The 22751-nt window shown below is 55.6% G+C and carries 20 protein-coding genes; 4 read left to right on the top strand and 16 right to left on the bottom strand.

Annotation, left to right across the window (positions count from 1 at the left end):
- Positions 1-110: 110 nt before the first annotated feature.
- The gene (locus tag RIN49_RS09340) at positions 111-2336 is read right to left on the bottom strand and encodes a helix-turn-helix domain-containing protein (protein WP_309119905.1); all 2226 of its coding nucleotides are present in this window, start codon (positions 2334-2336) and stop codon (positions 111-113) included.
- Between the two features lie 196 nt (positions 2337-2532).
- Between RIN49_RS09340 and RIN49_RS09335 the strand changes: the two genes are divergently transcribed.
- Positions 2533-4470 carry a WG repeat-containing protein gene (locus tag RIN49_RS09335; RefSeq protein WP_309119904.1) on the top strand — a complete coding sequence of 646 codons (1938 nt, stop codon included), beginning with the start codon at positions 2533-2535 and terminating at the stop codon, positions 4468-4470.
- Between the two features lie 63 nt (positions 4471-4533).
- Positions 4534-5115 carry a DUF4367 domain-containing protein gene (locus tag RIN49_RS09330; RefSeq protein ID WP_309119903.1) on the top strand — a complete coding sequence of 194 codons (582 nt, stop codon included), beginning with the start codon at positions 4534-4536 and terminating at the stop codon, positions 5113-5115.
- Positions 5116-5511: 396 nt separating this feature from the next.
- Here RIN49_RS09330 and RIN49_RS09325 read toward each other — a convergent pair whose 3' ends face one another.
- From RIN49_RS09325 to RIN49_RS09280, 10 genes are all read right to left on the bottom strand, one after another.
- Positions 5512-6396, bottom strand: coding sequence for a fumarylacetoacetate hydrolase family protein (locus RIN49_RS09325; RefSeq protein ID WP_309119902.1), 885 nt, complete (start codon positions 6394-6396; stop codon positions 5512-5514).
- 25 nt (positions 6397-6421) lie between these two features.
- Positions 6422-6757: an L-rhamnose mutarotase gene (locus RIN49_RS09320; protein ID WP_309119901.1), complete on the bottom strand. Its 336-nt coding sequence runs from the start codon at positions 6755-6757 to the stop codon at positions 6422-6424.
- Entirely contained in the window at positions 6754-7575 is an 822-nt protein-coding gene (locus RIN49_RS09315; protein ID WP_309119900.1) for an amidohydrolase family protein, read from the bottom strand. The genes RIN49_RS09320 and RIN49_RS09315 overlap by 4 nt, the downstream gene beginning before the upstream one ends.
- Positions 7565-8752 carry a mandelate racemase/muconate lactonizing enzyme family protein gene (locus tag RIN49_RS09310; RefSeq protein WP_309119899.1) on the bottom strand — a complete coding sequence of 396 codons (1188 nt, stop codon included), beginning with the start codon at positions 8750-8752 and terminating at the stop codon, positions 7565-7567. Before RIN49_RS09310 ends, RIN49_RS09315 begins: the two co-directional genes overlap by 11 nt.
- Positions 8753-8774: 22 nt before the next feature.
- On the bottom strand, positions 8775-9746 hold the full coding sequence (locus tag RIN49_RS09305) for a Gfo/Idh/MocA family protein (RefSeq protein ID WP_309119898.1): 972 nt from the start codon (positions 9744-9746) through the stop codon (positions 8775-8777).
- On the bottom strand, positions 9743-10675 hold the full coding sequence (locus RIN49_RS09300; protein ID WP_309119897.1) for a dihydrodipicolinate synthase family protein: 933 nt from the start codon (positions 10673-10675) through the stop codon (positions 9743-9745). The genes RIN49_RS09305 and RIN49_RS09300 overlap by 4 nt, the downstream gene beginning before the upstream one ends.
- 12 nt (positions 10676-10687) lie before the next feature.
- Entirely contained in the window at positions 10688-11704 is a 1017-nt protein-coding gene (locus tag RIN49_RS09295; RefSeq protein ID WP_309119896.1) for a zinc-dependent alcohol dehydrogenase, read from the bottom strand.
- A gap of 14 nt (positions 11705-11718) precedes the next feature.
- Positions 11719-12552, bottom strand: a complete 834-nt coding sequence (locus RIN49_RS09290; RefSeq protein ID WP_309119895.1) for a carbohydrate ABC transporter permease — start codon at positions 12550-12552, stop codon at positions 11719-11721.
- Positions 12549-13418, bottom strand: coding sequence for a carbohydrate ABC transporter permease (locus tag RIN49_RS09285; RefSeq protein WP_309119894.1), 870 nt, complete (start codon positions 13416-13418; stop codon positions 12549-12551). Before RIN49_RS09285 ends, RIN49_RS09290 begins: the two co-directional genes overlap by 4 nt.
- Positions 13419-13517: 99 nt before the next feature.
- Positions 13518-14831 carry an ABC transporter substrate-binding protein gene (locus tag RIN49_RS09280; protein WP_309119893.1) on the bottom strand — a complete coding sequence of 438 codons (1314 nt, stop codon included), beginning with the start codon at positions 14829-14831 and terminating at the stop codon, positions 13518-13520.
- A gap of 225 nt (positions 14832-15056) precedes the next feature.
- On the opposite strand from RIN49_RS09280, the gene RIN49_RS09275 reads away from it, so the two are divergent.
- Both RIN49_RS09275 and RIN49_RS09270 read left to right on the top strand, forming a co-directional pair.
- A complete protein-coding gene (locus tag RIN49_RS09275) occupies positions 15057-16820 on the top strand; it encodes a sensor histidine kinase (RefSeq protein ID WP_309119892.1) in 1764 nt (587 codons plus the stop codon).
- On the top strand, positions 16798-18384 hold the full coding sequence (locus RIN49_RS09270; RefSeq protein WP_309119891.1) for a response regulator: 1587 nt from the start codon (positions 16798-16800) through the stop codon (positions 18382-18384). Before RIN49_RS09275 ends, RIN49_RS09270 begins: the two co-directional genes overlap by 23 nt.
- Before the next feature lie 439 nt (positions 18385-18823).
- On the opposite strand, the gene RIN49_RS09265 is transcribed toward RIN49_RS09270, so the two are convergent.
- The 5 genes from RIN49_RS09265 to RIN49_RS09245 form a co-directional block, all read right to left on the bottom strand.
- The gene (locus RIN49_RS09265) at positions 18824-19117 is read right to left on the bottom strand and encodes a hypothetical protein (RefSeq protein ID WP_309119890.1); all 294 of its coding nucleotides are present in this window, start codon (positions 19115-19117) and stop codon (positions 18824-18826) included.
- 31 nt (positions 19118-19148) lie between these two features.
- Positions 19149-19355 (bottom strand): hypothetical protein, encoded by a 207-nt coding sequence (locus RIN49_RS09260; RefSeq protein ID WP_309119889.1) that lies wholly within the window; start codon positions 19353-19355, stop codon positions 19149-19151.
- Between the two features lie 81 nt (positions 19356-19436).
- Complete coding sequence (locus RIN49_RS09255; RefSeq protein ID WP_309119888.1) at positions 19437-19856, bottom strand: hypothetical protein; 420 nt, start codon at positions 19854-19856, stop codon at positions 19437-19439.
- Positions 19857-20179: 323 nt separating this feature from the next.
- Positions 20180-20929 carry an HAD family hydrolase gene (locus RIN49_RS09250; protein ID WP_309119887.1) on the bottom strand — a complete coding sequence of 250 codons (750 nt, stop codon included), beginning with the start codon at positions 20927-20929 and terminating at the stop codon, positions 20180-20182.
- Positions 20930-21555: 626 nt separating this feature from the next.
- The gene (locus tag RIN49_RS09245) at positions 21556-22716 is read right to left on the bottom strand and encodes a Gfo/Idh/MocA family protein (RefSeq protein WP_309119886.1); all 1161 of its coding nucleotides are present in this window, start codon (positions 22714-22716) and stop codon (positions 21556-21558) included.
- Positions 22717-22751: the final 35 nt, after the last annotated feature.

Raw genomic sequence — 22751 nt, 5'->3', positions numbered from 1 at the left:
TTTTCCTTCCGTTCGAAGAAGCCTTGCGGGACGCGGAGTTCCGGGCGAGAGCGATCCATTTTCCAGTCAGCAATCAAAAATCCGGAGGTTTCCCTCCGGACGGTTACGCCCTAGCTCGGTTCGCCATGTCTTCGGAAATCCACGGGGGAGAAGCCGACGACCTTCTTGAACGCCCTTCGGAACGTCGTCGCATTCGGGTACCCGACCTTATCCCCGACCTCCTGGATCGAATGCGACGCCTCCAGCAGCATCCGCTTGGCCTCCTCCACTCGCTTGCGGGTCAAGAAGTCGATGAAATTTTCGCCGAATTGTTCCTTAAACAAGTGACTTAAATATTTGGAATTGATTTCGAATCGATCGCTTAAATAATCGAGGGATAAATCCGGATTGGCATAATGCTCCTCCACGTAGGTTCGAATTTCCTTCAGCAAGGCGCAATGGCTTTTCTCTTCCCTCAACCGGAGCGTGTGCGCCCGGAAATCGTGCAGGATGTCCGTCAGATCGGCCTCCATTCGAGCCCACGTGTCCAACCGCTTCGCGGCGTCCAACAAGCCGGGCAGCGCCTTGCCCTTCCACAGCTGGCCGTACTCCTTCGGCAGCTGCGTAATTTGCAAATCCAAATAGTAGATGAAGTAATGGACCAGGATCAGCAAGTCGTCCTTCGTCCGCAGACGGCTTCTGGCATCGGCGAAGAAGAGAGCTAGCTTGTTCTCCCACTCCGGGTCGTCCAAGCGATAGGACTCGGCGAAATCGTGAATGAGCGCGACGGCCTCCAAGGAATCCCCGCGATCCGTCGTTCGCCTCTCGAGGACGTCCGCATACGCAATCCACCGGTCGCTGCCTAACACCGCTTTATATTGAAGCGCTTGGACGGCTTCCTTGTACGAGTGCGCCACCTCCGCCCAACCCGCCTTTTCGAGTCCGAGCCCCGCCGTTACCGTAAACTTCAAATTGCCCTCCACCCAGCGACACAGCCGGTCGAAGGCTTCCTTGACGTCGGCATCCGGCCGGTCCGCGAATACGATGCCTGCGATTCGATCTTCCGCAATCCACTCTACCCACACGCGGAAAGGATCCGTCCCCATAATTTCCCTCGTCACGCTGTGGACAATAAACTTAAACAAATATCGATCGCGTTCCTTATACTTCTGAAACACCTCGTCGTAGCGGTCGATCTCCGCGACGAAGACGGAAAGCCGCTCGCCGCCGGGGTCCAGGCCGTGCTTCTCCAGCTCTTGGTGCAGCCGGTCCGGATCGATGTCCCGCCACCCGTTCAGGAGCTCGCCGAAGAAGCTCTTCTTCTTCAGCTCGGCCGTCTCCTCGATTTGTTTCTCGATATGCTCCGACTTCGCGATATAACGGTCGATCGTGCTCTGCAGCACGAAGAACTCGTCGCTCCGCATATCGCCCAACGATTCCGTCTCCTTATGCAAATACGTGTCGATCTTCGCGATTAACTCCTTCAGCGGTCGATAATTCCGCCGGGTCACGTACACGATCGACACAATCCCTAAGCCGAACACGAACAGCCCGACGACCATCCAGACATCGGACAACAAGGAAGTCGCCTGCAGGATCGTCCCGTCGACCAATCCGCTGTCGATCGTCCAGCCCGTATACCCGGAGGTCATCTTCGACATGACGGGGCCGCGCTGCCCGCCGTCGTCCGCGCTGCCGAACAGCCGATTCCCTTCCGCGTCGCGTACCGTCACGAAGACGTTCGTCGAACCGGTAATGTCCTCCAGCATGCGTTCGAGCGCCGAAGCGCGCACGTTCACGATGAAGCCCCCTTGGCCGCCGATGTTGAGCGGGTACGGGTAGACGAGACTGAGCACCTCTTTGTCGTCTTGGAACGGGTAGTGCTTGTATTTCCGCAGGCCCGTCCACTTCGTCAGCCGGACTCCCTCTTTCAACGCCCCGATAAACTCGCGGTCCTCCGACTTGCGAATCGGATGGATCAAATTTCCGTTAAAGATCAATTCGTCTTCGAATCGCACGAGATCGATGGACTCGACCATCGGCAGCTGCTGCGTTAACAGCTTCAATTGCTTCGAAACCCGGTAATGGAGCGCGACGTCGTGCAGACCGGTTTGGTAGAAAAACTCCTCGTAGATCGGTTCGTTCATCAGATCGTTCACGACCGTTGTGTCGATCGATTTCAACGATACGTCGACGGTCTGCAGAATTTGCGAGGTGGATACCCGGTTCGCCGAAATCGCGTTCTTGCGCTGTTGTTCCGACAGCATGTTGAAGAAGATGAAGAAAATAAAGGAGCATATGATGAGGAAGATGGGGATGTAAGACCAGATCATTCGGTGAAACCAAGAATTTTTCATTCCCTGCCCTCCCGAATCGAAATCTACATCGGAACCGACCCATTGAAATGATATATTCACTAGTTTCGTTATAGAACTGGATTTTCCTTCCTTGCATGTTCCGCTTCAGGGGTTGTTTTCTTGTGTTATACTAAAAACTGGTTTTTTTCTAATAGCATCATATACCATTCGACCCAAGACGAGGAGTTGCGTCTACATGAAGAAAGTGCTGATCGTATGTTTATGTATTTTCATGACGTTTGGCTACACTGCTATTTCGCAAGCGGAACAATATCCGACCTATGACATTGAACCTCAGTTTTCAGATGCGGGAAACTTTAATGAAGGCCTAGCGATGGTTGCGGTAGGAGGAGAATGGCGCCTAAAGCTTTGGTATGTTCTTGAAGGCGCAAAATTCGGCTTTATCGATCGATCGGGCAAATTCGTCGTCGAGCCGCAATACGATTGGGCGGTATCGTTTGTCGAGGGAATGGCGAAGGTAGAGAAAGACGAAAAAATGGGATTTATCGATCGAACGGGGAAAGAAATCGTAAAACCTGAATATGACGTAGTTCTTGATTTCAGCGAAGGGTTGGCCGGGGTTGAACAGGGTGGAAAATGGGGTTTTGTCGATAAGACCGGCAATGAAATCGTTGCCCCTAAGTATGAAGAAATCACTTCCGTCCAGAATGGGGTAGCGAAAGTGATGAGAAATGGGAAATGGGGGCTGATCGATAAAACCGGCAAAGAAATCGTCGCGCCTCAGTATGAAGGGATTTCCGATTTCAATGAAGGCATGGCCGCCGTGTACAAGGATGGGAAGTGGGGGTTTGTCGACAGCGCCGGGAAAGAAGTCGTAAAGCCGCAATATGCCGAAGTCGTCGGAGCCCAATTCACCGAGATGAACTATTTCGACGAAGGTTTGGCTGCCGTTAAAAACGGCGGGAGCACTTCCTTTATCGACAAAACGGGGAAAGTCGTTTTGAAGACTCGATATGAGTATGCGCGCGATTTTAGCGATGGATTGGCTTGGGTTTTCAAAGGCGGGAAGGTTGGTTTTATCGATCGAACCGGCAAAGAAGTCGTCAAGCCTCAATACAACAATGGGAACTCTTTCCGGGATGGCATGGCTGCAGTAAGTAAAAACGGGAAATGGGGATATATCGATCGAACCGGCAAAATCGTCGTCGACCTTCAATACGACCAAGCATTCGATTTTTATTATGGCGTGGCAAGGGTGACGAAAGACGAACAAGTCGGCCTCATCGGTAAAACGGGCAAAATCATCGTGAAACCCGAGTATAATGAAGTATGGCCTTCTTCGGAAGGGGTGGCCATGGTTCAACAAGGCACGAAGCGAGGATTTGTAGACATGAACGACGGAACCGTCATTGCAGCGCCTCGATACGATTTCGCGAATCAATTTGCAGAAGGGCTGGCTGCGGTAGAAAAAGACGAGAAATGGGGATTTATCGATAAGACCGGCAAAGAAATCGTTAGCCTGCAATATGATTATGTGCGTGATTTTAAAAATGGCGTGGCGGTTGTTGAAAAGGATGGGAAAAAGGGGTTAATCTCGAATCCGCTTGATCAACCGGCTGAATGGGCGAAGAGCGAAGTAAATCAGGCGATTGCTCTGAATCTTGTGCCAATGGATCTACGGCATCATTATACCAGCAACATGACGCGCGCCGATTTCAGCAAGCTGATCGTCCATATGATCGCCGTCAAGACGGGTGCATCCATTGAGGAACTATTAGACGAAAGAGGCAAGGCGATGGATGCTGATGCGTTTACGGATACGACAGACGAAACGATACTGGCGTCTTATGCGCTCGGATTGATCAGCGGCAAAGGGAACGGCATCTTTGATCCCGATGGCCTTATTACCCGTCAAGAGGCGGCGGTGTTACTGTCCCGAGCGGCTGACTTGCTCGGCATCCAACGGAATAACGGCACAGGGGCGAATTATGCCGACAAGGATGATATCGCGAACTGGGCTCAAGACGCCGTCGCATTCGTATCCTCCGTCGTGGATCGGACGAATGGCGCAACGATGATGGGCAGCACCGGCAACAACGAGTTCAGCCCGAACGGCGAATACACGAAGCAGCAGGCGTTTATCACCGTGAAGAGGCTTTTTCATTCAAACTAAATCTTTCATTCATTGAAACATTCCACCCAAAGCGAACGTCGAGAAATCGAGGTGAATGAAGTAATGAAGGTACTATTATTCATTTTGATTTCGTCCTTGCTTTCCGCTTGTGAAGCAGCGCATGGAGGGGGACAGCCGTCCGTTCGCGAACCGTTCGTTCAGGAAGTGGGAAGCGTCGCTGAACATATTCCGGAACCCAACGTCGAGATGAAAGAAAATACCGTTGCGCATGGTCTCGGTTTGGACAAGGAAACGGTTCAATTGCACTCGTTCGACAATATATCTAATCATTCTTTCCAGCTTTTGGTCCCTGGCCTGCTACCGGAGGGGTATGTAATCAAGGAGATTTTTGACAATCCCCATTCGGTGGAAATCATCCTAGATAAGGACGCCGGGGACCTAACGGTTGAATTGGGATCGATCTCTTTCCTTCAATCTTCGGTAGACGTTGTACGAACGACAACTGCGGAAACCACGGCTGAAGGACATGTTACGATGCATGATGTGGAAGTATATTGGGCCGAATTCCCTGGCGATCGACTAGTCATTAATTGGAGAAATGATGGTGTATTTTACCAAGTCGAGGGGGAGCAAGCAGAGTTGGAGGATTGTCTCTTTCTCGTCGAGCATTTGAAGCCATTGTAGAGCCTATTTGAGCATCCACCGATTCACTTCGCTCGACCCACGAGGGCAGACAGCGCTACCCGACAGAAAGAAGCCACAACCCGATGTTGCATCGCATTGTGGCTTTTTTACTTTCAATCCTTTTGACGTTGGTGTCGTACAGTTTAAATGAATAAGTCCGTCTGTCTTCCGAGCAAGCGACTAAGCTCATCGTGAGCATCATTATCACCGCCGCGAACAACCTCTGTCTTCTTCTCATCGTTCTTTCCTCCCCGCGATCGATTATCGACTTTCCACTTTCACTGTATCGCAACCGCCGGAGCGTCGAAATGAAGAGCGTTCAGGAACTTTAGGAGAATGTTACGATCCGATTGGAAAGAAAGAAGCGCGCCCCGGTCGGCGCGCTTCTTCAGCGGGTTACAAGAATGTATTCGTCAATTGGCCAAGCCCCTCGATTTCGACGGTGACGATATCGCCCGGCTTGAGGTACGTGCGGCGGTCGCTCGGCATACCGAGCGCGACCCCCTCCGGCGTCCCCGTTAATATCAAGTCGCCAGGCTCGAGGGTCATGTACTTGGAGATGTAACTAACGATTTCGCGGCACGTAAAGATCATATCCGATGTGGAAGAATGCTGACGTCGCTCCCCGTTGACGAACGTCTGCAGCGTCAAGCGCTGCGGATCGCGGACTTCGTCCGCCGTAACGAGATAGGGTCCTATCGGGCAAAATCGATCGCTCGTCTTGCCCAGCATCCATTGCGAGGTGCGCATCTGCAAATCGCGCGCCGACACATCGTTCGCCGGGCAGTATCCGAAGACGTAATCCAACGCATCCTCCTCGGATACGTCCGCAGCGCGGCGCCCGATCACGATGCCGAGCTCTACCTCGTAATCGAGCTGTTCCGTCGTCTTCGGAATCGGGATGCGCTGTCCGTGCGCCGTCAGGGCATTGCTGAATTTGTTAAACAAGAGCGGCGTCTCCGGGTAAGGCAGCCCAGACTCGTCCGCATGGCGGCGGTAATTCAGTCCGACGCATACGATCTTCGCGGGCTCGGGGACGCAAGGGCCCCATTCGACGGACGCCGGGTCTACTACGAAGCTGGTTTCGCCGTCCGGCAAACTCGATACATAAGCTTCCAATTCTCTCGCACCGGCAGCGCCGGCCCGAATGAGAGCCATCGGCTCCGCGCAAATCCCTTTGCGCGGAGCGACGCGCAGCGCTTCGGCGACGTCTACGAGGCTGTCCCCCCGTTTCACGCCGAGCCGGTACGTTCCGCCTTTTTGAAAAACACAGATCTTCATAAGTTCCATACCCCCGTATTCATCCTTACTCCATATAAAACACGGCGTCCCCATCCGCCCAAAGCACATCCGGCGAAGCTTGTCGCCAGGGCTCCTGGCACGCATCGGTCAGCCGCAGCCACTCCTGCATGAGAGGCTTCTGCATCAACGCCGCCATATCCCCTTCATAATCGCGACCGGTGTATTCCTTATAGCTAAAGAGGTAACCGTCCCGATGGAAAATCGTAAAATTGCGCACATGATGCCGCCTGAACAGCTCTAATAACTCCGGCCATACCTCGGCATGCAGCTGCACGTACCGGTCAAGGCAGCCGTCCCGCAATCGAACGATGCTGCCGATCCGCTTCCCCCGTCCGCTCATGGCTGGCCCTCCAACCGATAGACCGCGCGCGCCGTTCCGCCGAAGATCGCGAACTCCCCCTCGGCCGTGCATCCCGCCGCCGATGCCGCCCACCGGATCGCCTCCACAGTGCGCTCGTAGGACGAGTGAAGGGCGGACACCGGCCAATCGCTTCCGAACAGGAGCCGATCGGCGCCGAAGCACCGGAACGCCGCATTGACGGCGGCTTGCGTACGGCCGTCCGCCGGCAGTCCCGACAGCTTCGCATATACGTTCGGACACGCCGCCGCCCGTTCGAGCTCCGCCTCCCAGGCGACCATCCCGTCCGTTCCGATCGGCGGCTTCGCCAGGTGGTCGATTACGAAGCGCAGCTCGGGCGCCGCCTCGGCCGCCGCCGGAACGTGACGGAGGTGGCGCGGAAACTCCGCGCCGACGTCGAACGCTTTCCCGAAGGAGGATAGCACGCGGAGTCCTTCCAGAACCGCCGGCCTTATAAGCCAATCGGGATCCGGCTCGGTCATGATCAAGTGACGCACGCCTACGAATTTCGGATGCTTCGCGAACCGCTCCAGCTGCCTGCCCGCTTCCAGCGGACGCTCCAGATCGACCCAACCGACGACGCCCGCGATCCATGTCCATCGGTCAGCAAGCTCCAGCAAGTATTCCGTCTCTTCGCAGTCGTCCATCGCCTGAACCGCAATCGTGGCGTCCATGCCCGACGGGGCAAGCAGGGGCTCCAGCGCATCCGGCTCGACCGTGCGGTACAACGCGCTGCCGCGCAGGATCGGATAATCGAGCCGCTCAACGTTCCAGAAGTGTTGGTGCGCATCAATACGCATGGTCGCAAGTAAACTCCGCTTTTTGCAAAATTTCCCCGGGAATGAATTTGAATTTCTCGATAAGCTCATCCGTAAGCTGCACGCCGAGGCCCGGGATGCCCTTCGGGTAGGTGACGACTCCGTCTCGGTAGGCGAGCGGCTCTACCAAGAGTTCGTCGCGCAGCGGGTTGATCGTTCGGTCATATTCCATGATGATCGCGTTCGGCGACGAGACGATGACGTGCAGGTTCGCCATGAGCGACACGCCGGAGGTGAAAATATGGGGCGCCATTCGCATCTGGAACGCATCGGCGATCGCCGCGATCTTCTTCACTTCCATAATGCCGCCGCTTCGCGTCGCGTCCGGCTGCACGATGTCGACCGCCCGTCTGGAAATTAAATCCTTGAAGCCGTACTTCGTGTACTCGTTCTCCCCCGCCGCGATCGGAATGTCGGTCTCCGCGGCCAGGCGCGCGTAGCCGTCGATATCGTCGTTAATGAGCGGCTCCTCGAGCCAGAACAAGCCGGCGGGCTCTAAGCCTCGGGCCACGCGCAGCGCCGTGTTGAAATCCCAAGCCGCGTCGACGTAGCTCATGCCCGCGTCCGCCATCAGATCCATCTTCGCTCCAAGCGCGTCGCGAACGCGTCGCACCTTCTCCACGTCGCCTCGCGGATCCGACCCGATCCGCATCTTCAGCGCCGTATAGCCCTGCTCCTTATATCCCTGCATCTCTTCGATCAGCTCATTCTCCTCGTTGGACATGCCCGCGCTCGCGTAGACGCGGATCCGGTCGCGGACGACCCCGCCGAGCAGATCGTACACCGGGCGATTCAGCGTCTTGCCGATGATGTCCCACAGCGCGATCTCGAGACCGCTGATGATCTTGATCGCGCCGCCCTTGCGCCCCCAGTGCAAGGAGCGGACGAACATCTTGCGCCATAGCTTCTCGACCTGGAACGGGTCCTCCCCGATTAGCATCGACTTGAAGTGTTCGTCGATGATCGAACCGACCGATTGCGGGATGCAGGAATCCTCGCTGACCTCCCCGATACCGTATGTTCCTTGATTCGTCCAGACGCGGACCAACGTCGCGTTGCGCTGCAGCGTCGTCCACCCCGGGCACTGCCAACGCTCCTCCTCGCTGTATCGATACGACAGCCGGATCGTTTCCACATTCGTAATTTGCAAGCCGCCCATGTTCTCTACCCCTCCCGATGATTTAAAAATACAGTGTCTGCACCGTGCGCTCTTTCACCGACGTCTGCACCGCGTGCAGCATCGCCATCGCTTTCGCCGCGTCGTCCAAGGTCGACAACGGCGCCTCGCCGCCAAGAATGCAGCCATGAATGAAGTGCTCCGACTCCCGCTCGAACATTTCGTCATACAGGTGGTATTCGCGCTGCTCGTGCTCGTTACCGTACACCTGGTCCCGCCGGGAGAAATGCAATCCCCCTTGCGTGCCCAGCAGCTTGACCTTGAACGTCCACGGGTCGCTCGTCTCGTCGTGATTCGCCCAAGAGAGAAACAGATGCGCCAAGGCGCCGTTCTCGTATTCCGCGTTGACGACGACCTGCTCGTCGCCCGTCGGCACCGCGTCCGGACGGAAGCAGCCGGCGAACGCCTGGATATACTTCGGCGTCCCGAGCAACGCAAGCAAGAGATACAGATGATGACAGAGCACCTCGACGATCGGACCGTGGTACTTTGCGGCGAGCTCATCCGGCATCCGGTACACCTCGCTCATGAACATCGACGTCGTGCGCCCGATGCCGCCCTCCCGGGCCAAGCGCTGCATTCGGCTGAGCTCCGGCATGTACAGATAGCTGTGGCCCGGCATGCATACCCTGCCCTGGCGCTCGCTTAGCTCGATCAGCTCCCGAATGGCGGCGATGTCGTCGCTAACGGGCTTCTCGATCAACACATGCTTCCCGGCCTCTAGCGCCTTCCTCGCATAGTCGCAATGGCTTTCCATCGGCGTCAAGACATAGATCGCATCGATATCGGGCGAGGCGAGCATCTCTTCCAGCTCGAGGTACGAAGTCCCCCAGGCGGCCGCTCTCTCCCTGCCGAACGACTCGGCCCGGTCATAGACGCCTGCCAGCCGGGCGCCGCGCACCCGGCGAAGCGCTCGCACATGCGACTCGGCGACGCGGCCGCACCCGATCAGCCCGACGCTTACCTCGCCTTTCATACGGACGCGCCGCCTCTCGGGAAGATGTCGACTCCAAACTTGTCGGACAAGAGTCCGCCGTATTGCGCGAGCAGCCTGCGGTACCCTTCGTCCGGCGAAAAGTACGGCTTGCGGCAGGCGTCGCTCTTGATCGCTCCGCGCGCCTTCAGGATGATTTTCTCGAAACGGGTGAACATCTCCGCGCCTTGCGCCGTGAGGTTGAGCACGGGCAGGAACGCGTTGAACCGCTCGAAGGCGAGCTCTTTGTTCCCTTCGCGGTAGGCGGTATAGATGTCCATGTATGGCTTCAGCATCGCCGTGCCCGGCATCAGCCCCGCCGCGCCGCGCTCGAGCGCGTCGAACAGCTGCACGCCGCCGTTGCCGATGAACACGCCCATGGCTCCGCTCGTGCCTTCCGCGATCGAGGAGATGAGCGGACCCGGCGGCACCGACTCCGCCTTGATATACATGTCGTTCCGGCACGCGGCCTGAATTCGGAGGAACGTCTCCGCCGGAATGCCGACGCCCGTTACATTAGGAGCGTATTGGATCACGACCGGCAGGTCGACGCTCGCCGCCACCGCCTCGATATGCTCCATGATCGCCGCGGCGGACGGCGCGATGAACGACGGCGGCACGATCATGACCGCATCGGCGCCGACCGCCTGCGCGTCCCGCGCGTCGCGCACCGCCAGCTCCGTCGAATGACGCGTAATGTTGACGATGACGGGCACGCGCCCGGCGACGTGCTCCACGGTCGTCCGGATCATGGCGCTGCGCTCGTCGTCCGCCAACTTGTAGAATTCGCTGGCCACGCCGAGCAGCGCCACGCCGTGCGCGCCCTCGCTCACGGCGAGATCGATGACGGACCGCAGATCCTCATGGTCCACGGCCGTGCCGTCCTCCGTGAACGGCGCGGGCAAAATCGGAATAACCCCATGCAGCTTCATCTCTGTCCCCTCCTAGATCGATAGCATAATCTTCGCGACCGGCCCGGGATCGCCGAGCAGCCGCTCGAATCCGGCCTTGCCTTCCGAGAGCGGGATATGCTGCAGCCAAGGCGTCAGGTCCGCCTTGCCCTCCCCGAGCCAGCGCAGCGCCGTCTCGAAATCCCGATCGTCGTAGCAGAACGCTCCCTTCAGCGTCACCTCGTTGCGGATCGCGACGTTGATCGGCAGCGGGCTCTTCGCCTCGTGCAGGCCCGAGAAGACGACGGTGCCGCCGGGTCGCGCGTTCAACACGCTCTGCTGGCGCGTCGCGCACACGCCGACCGCGTCCACGACGGCGTCGTAGCCCCCTGCGGGAGCGGCGGCGCGCAGCGCTTCCTCGGACCCGACCGCGACGGCGCCGAGCGCGTCCGCGATGTCCAGTCGGTTCCGATTCAGCTCCATCACCGTAACCCGCTCAAGGCCGAACGCCCGCGCGGCGAGCAGGACGAGCAGGCCGATCGGACCGCCGCCGTACACGAGCAGGCGGTCCGCCGGATCGAGCCCCGCCTGCCGCACGGCATGGATCGCGCAGGCGAACGGCTCCGTCAGCGTCGCCGCGTCGACGGAAAGTTCCCCCGGCAGCGCGTAAGCGCTCGCGGCCGGGACGGCGACGTATTCGGCGAACGCGCCGGGGCGGTGCACGCCGACGATGGCGCGCCGCTCGCACAGCTGCGGCCGGCCCTCGACGCACGAGCGGCAGCGGCGGCAGCTGACGAGCGGATTGACCGTGACGCGGTCGCCGGGACGGAACGCCGACACATCGGCGCCGAGCGCGGCCACGGTGCCGGCAAACTCGTGGCCCATGACGAGCGGCGGCACCCGGAGCGAGTTGTGGCCTAAATACCCGCTGAGCTCGGAACCGCAGATTCCGGCCTTCTCCACCCGGATCAAGATTTCGTCCGGCTCCGGCTTCGGGATCTCCGCCCTTCGCATATTCATTTCCCTTGGTCCTTCATAGACAAGAACGTCCATCAATGCGGAATGCAACATCGTTCTTCCCCCTCCTACCCTTTCACGGCGCCGTCGGCGAGGCCCGATACGAAGTACCGCTGCATAAACAGGAACACGCACAGCACCGGAAGCGACGCCAGGATCACCAATGCGAAAATTTGATCCCAATTAACGCTGTATTGGCCTACGGCCAAGTAAATGCCCGTCGTTACCGTATAGCCCTTCGTGGAGCCTAGGATAATCAACGGATTCAGAAAATCGTTCCATACAAATAAAAACAAGAAGATCACGATCGAAGCGGACGGCGGTTTTAAGATCGGGAAGATGACGCGCCAGAAAATCGTAAAACTGTTCGCGCCTTCCATCATCGCCGATTCGTCGAGCTCCCGGGACAGCGTCCGTATAAAGCCCGTGAAGATAAACGCCGTGAACGGAATATACCAGCCCGTGTTATACAGAATGAGTCCCGTCTCGGTAAACATAAGCCCTAATGCGCGCAGCAGCTTCACGATCGGAATGAGGATGACCTGAGGCGGAATCATCATGCCCCCGAGCAGCAGCAAATACGCGAAGGCGAAAAACTTGTGTCGGCTCCTTGCAATGACATAGGACATCATCGATGCGAAGCCGATCAAACAAACGATGGATACGACGGTAATTAACGCCGTGCTGCCGTATGCTTTAAAAATATTAAAGGTCGGCGTTACGGCCACTTTCGCGAAATTCGCCAGCGTCAGCGAACCGAACGGCAGACCCATCGGGTCCGACAAAATCGCTTCGTTGGGCTTGAAGGCGTTCACCACGGCGATATAAAAAGGGATGAGCAGCAGCAAGCTTACGCCCATTAAGAACACATGCCGGATTCGATCCAGCCAGCCTCCGGTCATACGATCCGCTCCTCTCTCTTGCGAAGGTACAGCGTCATGGCTACGGAGATCGCCGCTACCGCAACCATCATAATGACGGCCAGCGCCGCCGCGTAGCTGAATCGGTTCGTGTTAATGCCCAGCCTCACGACAGTGAATGCCGCCGTCTCCGTGGCGCCTCCCGGGCCTCCGTTCGTCAGCACCGCGATGCGATCGTACTCACGGGCCAAGGTCGTAAACATGAAAATCATACACATCGTGACGCTTGGCGCAAGCATCGGGAACGTCACGCTGCGGAACGCCTGCACCGCGTTCGCTCCGTCGATCTTGGCGGCTTCGTATAAATCCTTCGGAATCCCTTGCAGTCCAGCCAAATACAGCACGATGACGCCGCCGACGCTCTGCCAGATGATTAGAAGCGTAATCGTCGTAATCGCCGTCTGCGGCGTGCCGAACGCCTCGATGGGCTCGATGCCCCACCGCCCAAGCACGGCGTTCAAGATCCCGTTGTAGTTCAAGATCGCCTTCCACAGGAATCCGACAACGACCGCGCTGAGAAGCAATGGAAAGAAAAACACCGAACGATAAAAGTTCGTTAGACGGCCGGGCTTGTTCAACAGTACCGCGATCAGCATCCCGACCGCGTTCACGGCGAGCGTACCCACCGCCGTGATGAAGAGCGTTACGCGCAAGGAGCGATGGTAATCGCGGTCCGTCAGCGCATCGATGTAATTGTCAAAGCCGATGAATGAAAACGCAGGGCTGAGGCCGTCCCAGTTATGGACGCTGTAGTAGACGCACATGCCGATGGGAATCATCATAAACACGAGATAAATCGTAAAGCCCGGAACGAACAACAGCCCTCTGGTCCAACTGTCGCTTCTCAAACTGCATCCTCCTTCCGTATGATCCTCAGGCAGAGCCTTAGACGAGCCGGGAGCCAAGCTGCCGATGCTTGGCTCCCGCGCCGTTCGCTGTATCCGTTTCTATTTGTTCTTATCCCAGTACTCGTCTAAGCTTGCCATCTCCGCCTTCAGGTCGGCTCCGTTGATCAGCAGGTTCTGCCCGACCTTCGTCAGCTGGTTCGGCAGGCCGTTCACCGGGAAGTCGCCGGCGCGCTGCGCCTCGTATCCGCTCATGGTGTCCGCCTCCTGGAGCAGCTCGAAGATGCCCTGCTGCAACGGCGTAAATTCGTAGTTGATAGGCTCGACGAGGCCGGAGAACATGCCGTCGCTCGCGCCGAACGCCTTGTGGAACTCCGGATCGATCGCCAAGAACTTCGCGAAGGTCAGTGCCGCTTCCGGATGCTTTGTGATCTTAGATATCGCAAAGCTCGTTCCGCGGGAGCCCGACATGTACGGTCCGGAGCCGTCAAGCGTCGGCGGCGCGAACACGCCGACCTCGAAATCCGGCTTCGCCGCCGCGTAAGCTGCCGTAAACCAGGAGCCCATCGGGTACATTGCTCCGTTCCCCTTCAGGAACTCTTGCTCCACCTGCGTGTAACCGATGCTGAGCGCTCCCTTGTTGAAATACCCCTTCTGCGCGAGGCTTTGATAACGCCCGGCGACGGCCATCCAATTGTCGTCGAGATAGCTGACCTTCCCAGCGTTCCGATCCGCGTACCAATTGGGATTTTTTCCGAAGATTTCCGGTCCCGTGAGGATCGAGAACGTAAGCGTCGTCATCCAGTCGCCGCCTGTCAGAATTGGCGTAATGCCTGCGGCATGCAGCTTCTCCGCGACCGCCTCGAATTCGTCCCAAGACTTCGGCAGCTGCTCGATGCCCGCCTTCGCGAACAAGTCTTTATTGTAGAAAATCTGCGTGTGAGGCTGCAGGTAAGCCTGCAACGTGTATAGCTTGCCGTCGATGGCGAGCGACTCGATATCCTTGATCTTCTTCACGTCGTCGTCGATCGGAATCTCCATCAACGCATCGGCGCGGGCGAAGTCCTGATACGAGATGTTGCTGAGTACGTCCGGGAAGTCTCCCGAGGCGAGCAGCGTCTTCGCGTAATTATCGTTGAGGCCTTCCAGAGAAGGCGCCTGAATCCGCTTCACCTTAATATCCGGATGCTGCTCCTCGAAGTACCCGATCCACTTATCCCAGAACTCCTCCGTCAAATTCGGCGTAATTAACGAGAGGAACGTAATTTCCACCGGCTCCTTCTTTCCCGCGTCGTCCGTCGCTGATTCGCTTCCTTGCGACGGCTGCTCTCCCCCGGATGTTGCGTCCGACGGCGCACCGTTCCCGCAAGCTGCCGCGAGCAACGCGAGCATGGCAATCGTCGAAGTCCATGCCATTCTTCTCGTTCCGTGTCCGCTCATTGCTGTCGTAAACCCCTTTCGCGTCTCTCATTTTCCCTTGCTGCTTCATTATAAAATCGTGCGGAAACACTCTCTACAGAAATAACTTGCGATTCACTGGACAAAATAAACCACTTTTTCCCGCGGCCCCTCGGCTTCTTCCGTTCATGCTTCCTTTTTGCTACAGTCTTATTATATGGAAATCCGCTAGGAGGACGGCGTATGGTTCTAGAATGGTATCGTCGATGGATTGGCCGTTACGTCTTCCGCAAGCTGAATACCGGCGTGGCGCTTTGCCTATTCATCGTCTTTATCGCGATCGGATATATCACTTATAGTAGATTCTACGATATGTTGGAGACGCGGGAGCGGGATTTGCTAGAGCTGCGAACGGACCATCTTAGCCGCCAGTTGGACGCTTTCATCACGCAGTTTAAACGCGAGAGCATCTCGTTTTACCCGATCGGCCGAGAGGCGTCTACATCCTATCAGTACTTCTTGCCGGATAGTGTCCCGCAGGACGAGAACGCTTCGATTACCGAGCGCAACGCTTTCTCCAATCTGCAATCCTATCTGTTGGAGCGGAACCCGCAGGCCATGACCGTTATCCTGTATCGCTCCGCCGACCGGCGGCTGTTCGAGAAAACGCGCTACCCCTCGGCCCAACGAAGCGCCGCTTTCGATTTCCCGGCATTCTTCGACGGCTTGCCCCGGGATTATTCCTTCCCTTACATCGGGGCGACGAATCGTTTTTTCCAAAATCTAGAGCGCCCTGTGCTGTATTTCGTAAACCCGATCTTCGACTTCCGAACGATTCATCCCTCCCGTCCCCAAGGCTACTTCGTCATGGGGATCGATTCCCGCTCCTTGTTCGAGCTGTTTCGAGGAGGAGATAAGCGGGGATTGGAGCTGGAAATTCTCAGAGACGGCGTTCCGCTCATGCAGAATCGGTCGAACGTAAGCGGCTCGGATGCCTCCTTCATTCGGTCGATCTCCGCGCTGCCGCAATACGGTCTCGAGGTCGTAGGCGGCTTCGATAAGAGGAGCATTCAGGCGGAGGTCCGCAAGCTCGCGTATGTTATCTTCGCGGGGATGCTCATCGCTTGGCTGGTCTGCGTCTTCCTTATTCATTATATATTGCGGTTCGTCATTCGACGGCTGAAGGACCTGGTTCAACACTTCAAGAAGGTGCAGACGAATCCGTTCGCGGAACCGATGGTTCGAGCAGGAGAGGATGAGATCGGGGATCTGATCGAGCGGTTTAACCGGATGACCGGGGAGCTGCAGCAATACATCAATCGCGTGTACGTGGCCGAGGTGCAGAAGAGCAATGCGGAATATTTCGCGTTGAAGATGCAAATCAATCCGCACTTCCTCTATAACACCTTAGAGTCGCTGCGCATGCAAGCGGTCGTTCGGAAGCAGCCCGATCTCGCGAATAAGCTGTTTTCCCTTGGCCGGTTGTACCGGTGGATCCTGAAGACCGATGCGGACGAAATTCCGGTGGAGGAAGAGCTGCAATACACGCGCTACTACCTGGAGCTGCTCATGATGGGCAAGTCCAAGCAAATCGAGCTGGAGGCGAATTCACCCTTCGATCTTCGCGACTGCTACATGCCGAAGTTCAGCCTGCAGCCGATCATCGAGAACGCGTTGCTGCATGGGGAGCTGGAGAAGTCGGAGCAGCCCCGGATCCGTCTAGCGATCCGCGACGAAGGCCCATACCGCTGCATCGAGATCAGCGACAACGGGAAGGGCGCGGCGCCGGAAGCGAAGGCCATGGTCAACGAGGGGCTGCAGGCTAAGACCGTCTTTCGCGACAATCATCTCGGTTTGAAAAACATTCACGAACGCATCCGGGCGTATTACGGGGAGCCTTACGGGCTCAGCGTGAATGTCTCGGGCGAAGGAGAAGGCTTCTCGCTGGTTATGCGGCTGCCAAGACCACAGGAGGAGAACGAGGATGCCCAAACTGCTCATCGTTGACGACGACGAATTCATTCGCGCCGGTCTCCGGCAAATTATAGATTGGGAAGAGCTCGGAATCGAAATCGCAGGGGAAGCGGAGGGCGGTCGCGAGGCGCTCCGGCTCTACGAGCAACTAAGCCCGCATATCGTGCTGACCGACATTCGCATGCCGGACGGCGACGGCTTATTTCTCATGGAGCGCATCCGTGAGTTCGGATGGTCCACCCATCTGATCGTGCTAAGCGGCTATGACGACTTTACGTATTTGCGTCAGGCCATGAAATTCCAAGTGGAGGATTATCTTCTGAAGCCGGTCGACGCGGGCGAGCTGGAGCAGATCGCGCGCAATTGCTGCAGCCAAATCGAGAACCGTTGGATGACCGAGCAAATTCGCAAGGAATCGTTCCATCTGCTGCGAAATAACGTCTTACAACGATGGGTCGAACACCGGATCGAGGATGAGCAGCTTCGGGAGAAGCTCGATTTCCTGCAGATTCCATACCATAAGAACATGCTGTGCGTTGTGGCCGTAATCTCCTGGAAGGACATCCGCGAGGCGGATTTGAGCGAGGCGGAAAGCAGCTTCCGCCCGTTCTCCATCCTGAACGTCCTTGAGGAGATGATGGCCACAGACAACCGGGGCATCGCCTTCCTCAACGACGAGAAGAAGGTCGTCTGCCTGTTCATCTCCACCGGCAAGGACGGCGAACGCCTCCTGCAGGACACGGCTGCCTGGCTTCGGGACGCCGGGCGAACGATTTCCTCCCTCTTAAAGACGCCCTGGTACGCGGCGTTAGGCGCATGGGCGGAAGGGGCATCCTCCGTCCACCACTCTTACCGGGATGCGCTTCGCACGCTCGACATGATCGAGCACACCGGAGCGCCTGTCTGCGTTACGCGAAGCGACTTGGCAGCGTTGCTGCCCGAGTCGACCGCCGCCCTATCCGACCACCGGGAGCTTCCGGGCGCCCTGCTCGCGGGGAGGCGCGACGTCTGGGAAGCCGCGTTCGCACAAGACTTCCTGTGGGCTTATCACCAAGCGCAGCCCTCCTCGGCAGTAAAATACGTAGCCGCCGAATGGATGGCAACCGCGAAGGAGACGCTCCGGCAGCTTCGGTGCGGTCAGGACATCGCTCCGCATACGGAGCGATGGTTCCCCCGGATCTTCGCCGAATCGGACGTCCCCGCCATTCGCCAATCCGTCTTCGACTTGCTCGAAGAGTTGGCGGGCTTCATCGAATCGCAGCGGGACCGGCCGCGCCATTCGCTTATCGATCAAGCGCAACAACATATCATAGAGCATTATCGATCGGAGCTGACGCTGCAGCTGCTCGCGGACCGGCTCCATGTGAGCAGCATCTACCTGGGCCGTCTATTCAAGGCCGAGACGGGCGAATACTTCAGCGACTTCTTGAACCGGCTTCGGCTGGAGGAGGCGAAGACGCTGTTGCGCGACACTCCGATGAAAGCGTCCGATATCGCCTTGAAGATCGGCTATTCGGATTCGAACTATTTCTTCCGCAAATTCAAGCAGTCCGTCGGCCTGTCGCCGACGGACTATCGGAACCTGCATGCACGGTGAACTCCCTGCCTAGAAAGAAGCCTCCCGCCCGGTCGTCCGGATGGGAGGCCCTGCAGCGCCCGGAAGCGTCCCCTGCCGCTACGTTACAATGAACCTAACCAAGGAAACATGACTTCTTGTCACCTTTGCGACTCCCATGTTAATTACACCTAGCATCGAGGAAATTTCGCGCCTGATTCATAGCTGTACGGTTCAAATACAGGATATCGTCACCGACTATAAGAAAGCTGACATACTGGAATCCGACCTCCCGGGGATCCGTATGCCGGTAGTCGAGCAGTCTCTCGACGATCTCGAATTTCTTATAGATCCCGAGTGAATCTAGCTTTTTAAACACGCGTTAGTTGCACCGCATCCTCCGGGCAGCCGTGATTGCGGACGTTCGCCTTCACGGACGCCTGGATTCCGGAGTGATTGTCCCCCTTAGATCGATCACACACTAATGTACGATTTTCTCTAGCTCCTCCCGCATCGCAGGTCTCCTGGGGAACTTCGCCAACAGCTGCTTCGAGATCGAGTATGCTTCCTCTTTTCCGCCGACCTTCTGCAACAACCGAATGATTCGGCACACATCGACATAATCCTTGCGATCGTTGGAACGATCTGCGCGAAATTCAATATAAGCCAAGAAGAGCTCCTTGACCTCACCCGGAAAATGCGGCAGCAATGCTCCGTAGTACGTCTCAATCCGAGTCGGCGCTGTTCGGACATAGATCAGGAATCTTTCAAACATTCGTTCCTCGTCCATCCCGTATACCCGGAGGTCATGCTCGATAGGATGGGGCCGCGCTGCCCGCCGTCGTCGCGCTGCCGAACAGCCGATGCCCTTCCGCGTCGCGTACGGTCACGAACACGTTCGTCGAACCGGTAATGTCCTCCAGCATGCGTTCGAGCGCCGACGCGCGCACGTTCACGATGAAGCCCCCTTGGCCGCCGATATTGAGCGGGTACGGGTATACGAGACTGAGCACCTCTTTGTCGTCTTGGAACGGGTAATGCTTGTATTTCCGCAGGCCCGTCCATTTCGTAAGCCGGACTCCCTCTTTCAGGGCTCAGATAAACTCGCGGTCCTCCGACTTGCGGATCGGATGGATCAAATTTCCGTTAAAGATCAATTCGTCCTCGAATCGCACGAGATCGATGGATTCGACCATCGGCAGCTGCTGCGTTAACAGCTTCAATTGCTTCGATACCCGGTAATGGAGCGCGACGTCGTGCAGACCGGTTTGATAGAAAAACTCCTCGTAGATCGGTTCGTTCATCAGATCGTTCACAATCGTCGTGTCGATCGATTTCAACGAGACGTCAACGGTCTGCAAAATTTGCGAGGTGGATACCCGGTTCGCCGAAATCGCGTTCTTGCGCTGTTGTTCCGACAGCATGTTGAAGAAGATGAAGGAAATAAAGGAGCATAAGATGAGGAAGATGGGGATGTAAGACCAGATCATTCGGTGAAACCAAGAATTTTTCATTCCCTGCCCTCCCGAATCGGTATCTATTTCGGAATTGCCCCATTGAAATGATATATTCACTAGTTTCGTTATAGAACTGGTTTTTCCTTCCTGACTAAAGACATAGTAAAAGCGATTTCATCAGTCCGCGCGGCTTGAGGGCGGTTTTTGAAGGTTTGAATCAGAATGACGTCTTGCTTCAAGATTTATATACATGAGTTCGAGTCAATGATTATACATTATGTTCAATCAGAAAGAGGCCGCCGCACGGACAGCCTCACAGTTTTGTTCAATAGACTCCTTCGCTATCCTAAATCTTCCGCACTGATTATCACGATTCGGTTTTAAGCCTTTACTTTAATATCTCGAATCGAATGAATCAATAGGTCTGCTTCAGGAGCTAGTACTTCGGCTGAGCCCTCATAGGTTATGATGCCTACCGCCAGGCATCCTGCGGCCTTGGCCATTCTCATGTCCACAATGGAGTCGCCGATTACAGCGATTTCCGACGGTTGAATCCCAAGCGATTCGCAAGCAATATGGACCATGTCGGGCGCCGGCTTCCCGTTCTTCACCTTCTCGGGTGTAATGATAAAATCGAGGAAATCCAAAATGTCCAACAAACGCATGCAATCTTCAGTACGCGCCAATGCGTCCGAGGTCATTATGCCGGTATGTATACCGGCTTCCATGAGCTGATGGAAAATATCCGGTACACCTTCCACTTTGTTGAAGGCTCTGTCAATCTTTAGCCGCGAATCCGCCGTTTTGAATATTTCTGCAGCGACCTCTTTGCACCTTACCCAGGGCCATCCCTTAAGTTGATAAATGAGACCGGCCACCAAAACAATTTCTTCCTGCAATGAAGCAACCGCCAGCACACCGTGATGGTCGACGGCCGCATCCGTTATCCCCATCAGTTTGCTCCAGGCTGACTTGTGCTCGGAACCCACCAATGAAGAAAAGGTCTCTTCCCTGAGATTATCGATGTATGTCCAGAACCCCATTGCATCGAACAGCGTGCCGTCTTTATCGAATGCCACACATTTAACAAAGGTCTCATGTTCGCCAAAGAAAACATTGTTCTTCTTCATTTGACAATCTCCCTAATTAAATTTAACTACGAATCCGAAGGCATCCTCCGAGGGACTTATGCAGCAAGCATATATTCTCTCCAATCGATTAATGTTACTTCAGATTGTTTACGATGTTATCGATAAATGATTCATTTACATTAATTGCAAGGTATGGGAAAGGCCTAAAGTATTAAGCAGGTCGCCTGTTTCTTTCGCCTTGCCATAATAGAAGGAACCGATTGCCCAGATGCCAATGGACAGCATAGCTCCGTGAATATAGGTTCTTCCGGTAATATATTCGGCATTGTAAAAAAGAAGTGCTCCGATCCTTCCTGCGCTCTGTCCGTTCCTGCTATGTTGGCTAATTTCGCATACTCCATGAAGAGTTCAATAATGGTTTTGATTCCGTCATCAGTAATATTTCTAATTTCTTCAGACTTTTCACTTAATCTTCCGAGAAGAACATGCTCAATTATTCGGTGTTTCTCCGGCTAACGAAATCCAACTAATCAGAAATAGAAGCGCTTTATTGGAAACGGTATCATTTTCGAATAGGGAAAGGTACAATATGATTGCTCTTGACCTTTTTTGAATGAGGTAAGACTGTGCCGGACCCGGGTTTATCGAGTCCGGCCTGTCCAATTTCAATTGATCGCTACCCAAGTCTTTCGATTATGGCTTTCAAGAACCGCATCAATCAGTCGCATCATTGCATGCCCGTCTTCAAAGGTGGCAAAATCGCAAGGGTCGACACCAATCCTTTTACCTTCGGCAATAAACTTGTAGAAGCTGTAAACATTATTTTTCATGGCATCGTTCCAACCTTCCGGATGTCCGGCCGGCAAGGAGGTATAAGGTTGCGCTTGATCAACAATGAGTTTCGGATCACGCATCACCAGTCGATTCGCTTCATCCCGAAAACCCATCCACATGTGATCCGCCGTCTCTTGATTCCAATATAGGGAAGCCTCACTTCCATTAATTTCATAATTAAAATGACACTTTCTCCCTGCACTGACTTGCGATACATGGAAGACGCCGCTCACGCCATTATCCATCCGGAACATAACTGCGCCATAATCCTCAGTATCGATCGCTTTGTCCGTATATTCCGCGTTAGTGTTCACGGCAAACGTTTCTATTTGTCCATTGGGCTTCTTCCTTGTAGGGATGACAGTGACCAGATCAGCGCACACCTCAACAATTCTGCCTCCAGCGATGACCTGGGCGCCATCCATCCAATGTGAGCCGATATCCGCTATCGCTCTGGAAGGCCCGCTCAGTCTCGATTCGAGTCTCCAGTTATAATCGGTATCATAGAGCAGCCAGTCCTGCAGATAAGATCCGTGAATTAATCGCGGCCTTCCGATCTCCCCTCTTCTGACTTTATGCTTTATCTCCTGAACCAGGGGATTCATCCGGTAATTGAAATTCACACCATGCGTAATCCCCGGATGTTCTTTGAGCAGCTCAAGCTGCCGGGCCGATTCGGCGGAGGTTACAGCCAGCGGTTTTTCGGAGAATACGTGTTTGCCCGACCGAATAATTTTTTCGTTCACTTCAAGGTGTAAATGATTTGGCGTACAATTATGAATCACATCGATGTCCTTATCTAACAGCAATTCATCCAAGGTGTCATAATATTTGGGGATATAAAAGTCCTCTGCTTTCTTTCTCGACTGCGCTGGATTAGGACCCGTACCGGCAGCGGCGACAACCTCAGCAAATCCAAGACGCCTAACCGCATCGATATGGCTTCCTGCGATGAACCCCATACCAATAATGGCAGCTTTAAGTTTTCTCATAATGAATTCTCCTTCATGATCTCCTTGATTTGGTC

The organism is Paenibacillus sp. (genome assembly GCF_031177825.1).
Lineage (GTDB): Bacteria > Bacillota > Bacilli > Paenibacillales > YIM-B00363 > Paenibacillus_AE.
The sequence above is the reverse complement of the archived record's forward strand: the minus strand, read 5'-3'. Positions and strand labels throughout refer to the sequence as shown.

What these genes read in the sequence shown, in the direction of transcription:
- RIN49_RS09265 (WP_309119890.1), bottom strand. Translation starts at nt 19,117, where the DNA reads ATGTTTGAAAGATTCCTGATCTATGTCCGAACAGCGCCGACTCGGATT.
- RIN49_RS09310 (WP_309119899.1), bottom strand. Translation starts at nt 8,752, where the DNA reads ATGGGCGGCTTGCAAATTACGAATGTGGAAACGATCCGGCTGTCGTAT.
- RIN49_RS09290 (WP_309119895.1), bottom strand. Translation starts at nt 12,552, where the DNA reads ATGACCGGAGGCTGGCTGGATCGAATCCGGCATGTGTTCTTAATGGGC.
- RIN49_RS09250 (WP_309119887.1), bottom strand. Translation starts at nt 20,929, where the DNA reads ATGAAGAAGAACAATGTTTTCTTTGGCGAACATGAGACCTTTGTTAAA.
- RIN49_RS09280 (WP_309119893.1), bottom strand. Translation starts at nt 14,831, where the DNA reads ATGGCATGGACTTCGACGATTGCCATGCTCGCGTTGCTCGCGGCAGCT.
- RIN49_RS09330 (WP_309119903.1), top strand. Translation starts at nt 4,534, where the DNA reads ATGAAGGTACTATTATTCATTTTGATTTCGTCCTTGCTTTCCGCTTGT.
- RIN49_RS09295 (WP_309119896.1), bottom strand. Translation starts at nt 11,704, where the DNA reads ATGTTGCATTCCGCATTGATGGACGTTCTTGTCTATGAAGGACCAAGG.
- RIN49_RS09305 (WP_309119898.1), bottom strand. Translation starts at nt 9,746, where the DNA reads ATGAAAGGCGAGGTAAGCGTCGGGCTGATCGGGTGCGGCCGCGTCGCC.
- RIN49_RS09245 (WP_309119886.1), bottom strand. Translation starts at nt 22,716, where the DNA reads ATGAGAAAACTTAAAGCTGCCATTATTGGTATGGGGTTCATCGCAGGA.
- RIN49_RS09340 (WP_309119905.1), bottom strand. Translation starts at nt 2,336, where the DNA reads ATGAAAAATTCTTGGTTTCACCGAATGATCTGGTCTTACATCCCCATC.
- RIN49_RS09275 (WP_309119892.1), top strand. Translation starts at nt 15,057, where the DNA reads ATGGTTCTAGAATGGTATCGTCGATGGATTGGCCGTTACGTCTTCCGC.
- RIN49_RS09300 (WP_309119897.1), bottom strand. Translation starts at nt 10,675, where the DNA reads ATGAAGCTGCATGGGGTTATTCCGATTTTGCCCGCGCCGTTCACGGAG.
- RIN49_RS09315 (WP_309119900.1), bottom strand. Translation starts at nt 7,575, where the DNA reads ATGCGTATTGATGCGCACCAACACTTCTGGAACGTTGAGCGGCTCGAT.
- RIN49_RS09255 (WP_309119888.1), bottom strand. Translation starts at nt 19,856, where the DNA reads ATGAAAAATTCTTGGTTTCACCGAATGATCTGGTCTTACATCCCCATC.
- RIN49_RS09325 (WP_309119902.1), bottom strand. Translation starts at nt 6,396, where the DNA reads ATGAAGATCTGTGTTTTTCAAAAAGGCGGAACGTACCGGCTCGGCGTG.
- RIN49_RS09335 (WP_309119904.1), top strand. Translation starts at nt 2,533, where the DNA reads ATGAAGAAAGTGCTGATCGTATGTTTATGTATTTTCATGACGTTTGGC.
- RIN49_RS09320 (WP_309119901.1), bottom strand. Translation starts at nt 6,757, where the DNA reads ATGAGCGGACGGGGGAAGCGGATCGGCAGCATCGTTCGATTGCGGGAC.
- RIN49_RS09270 (WP_309119891.1), top strand. Translation starts at nt 16,798, where the DNA reads ATGCCCAAACTGCTCATCGTTGACGACGACGAATTCATTCGCGCCGGT.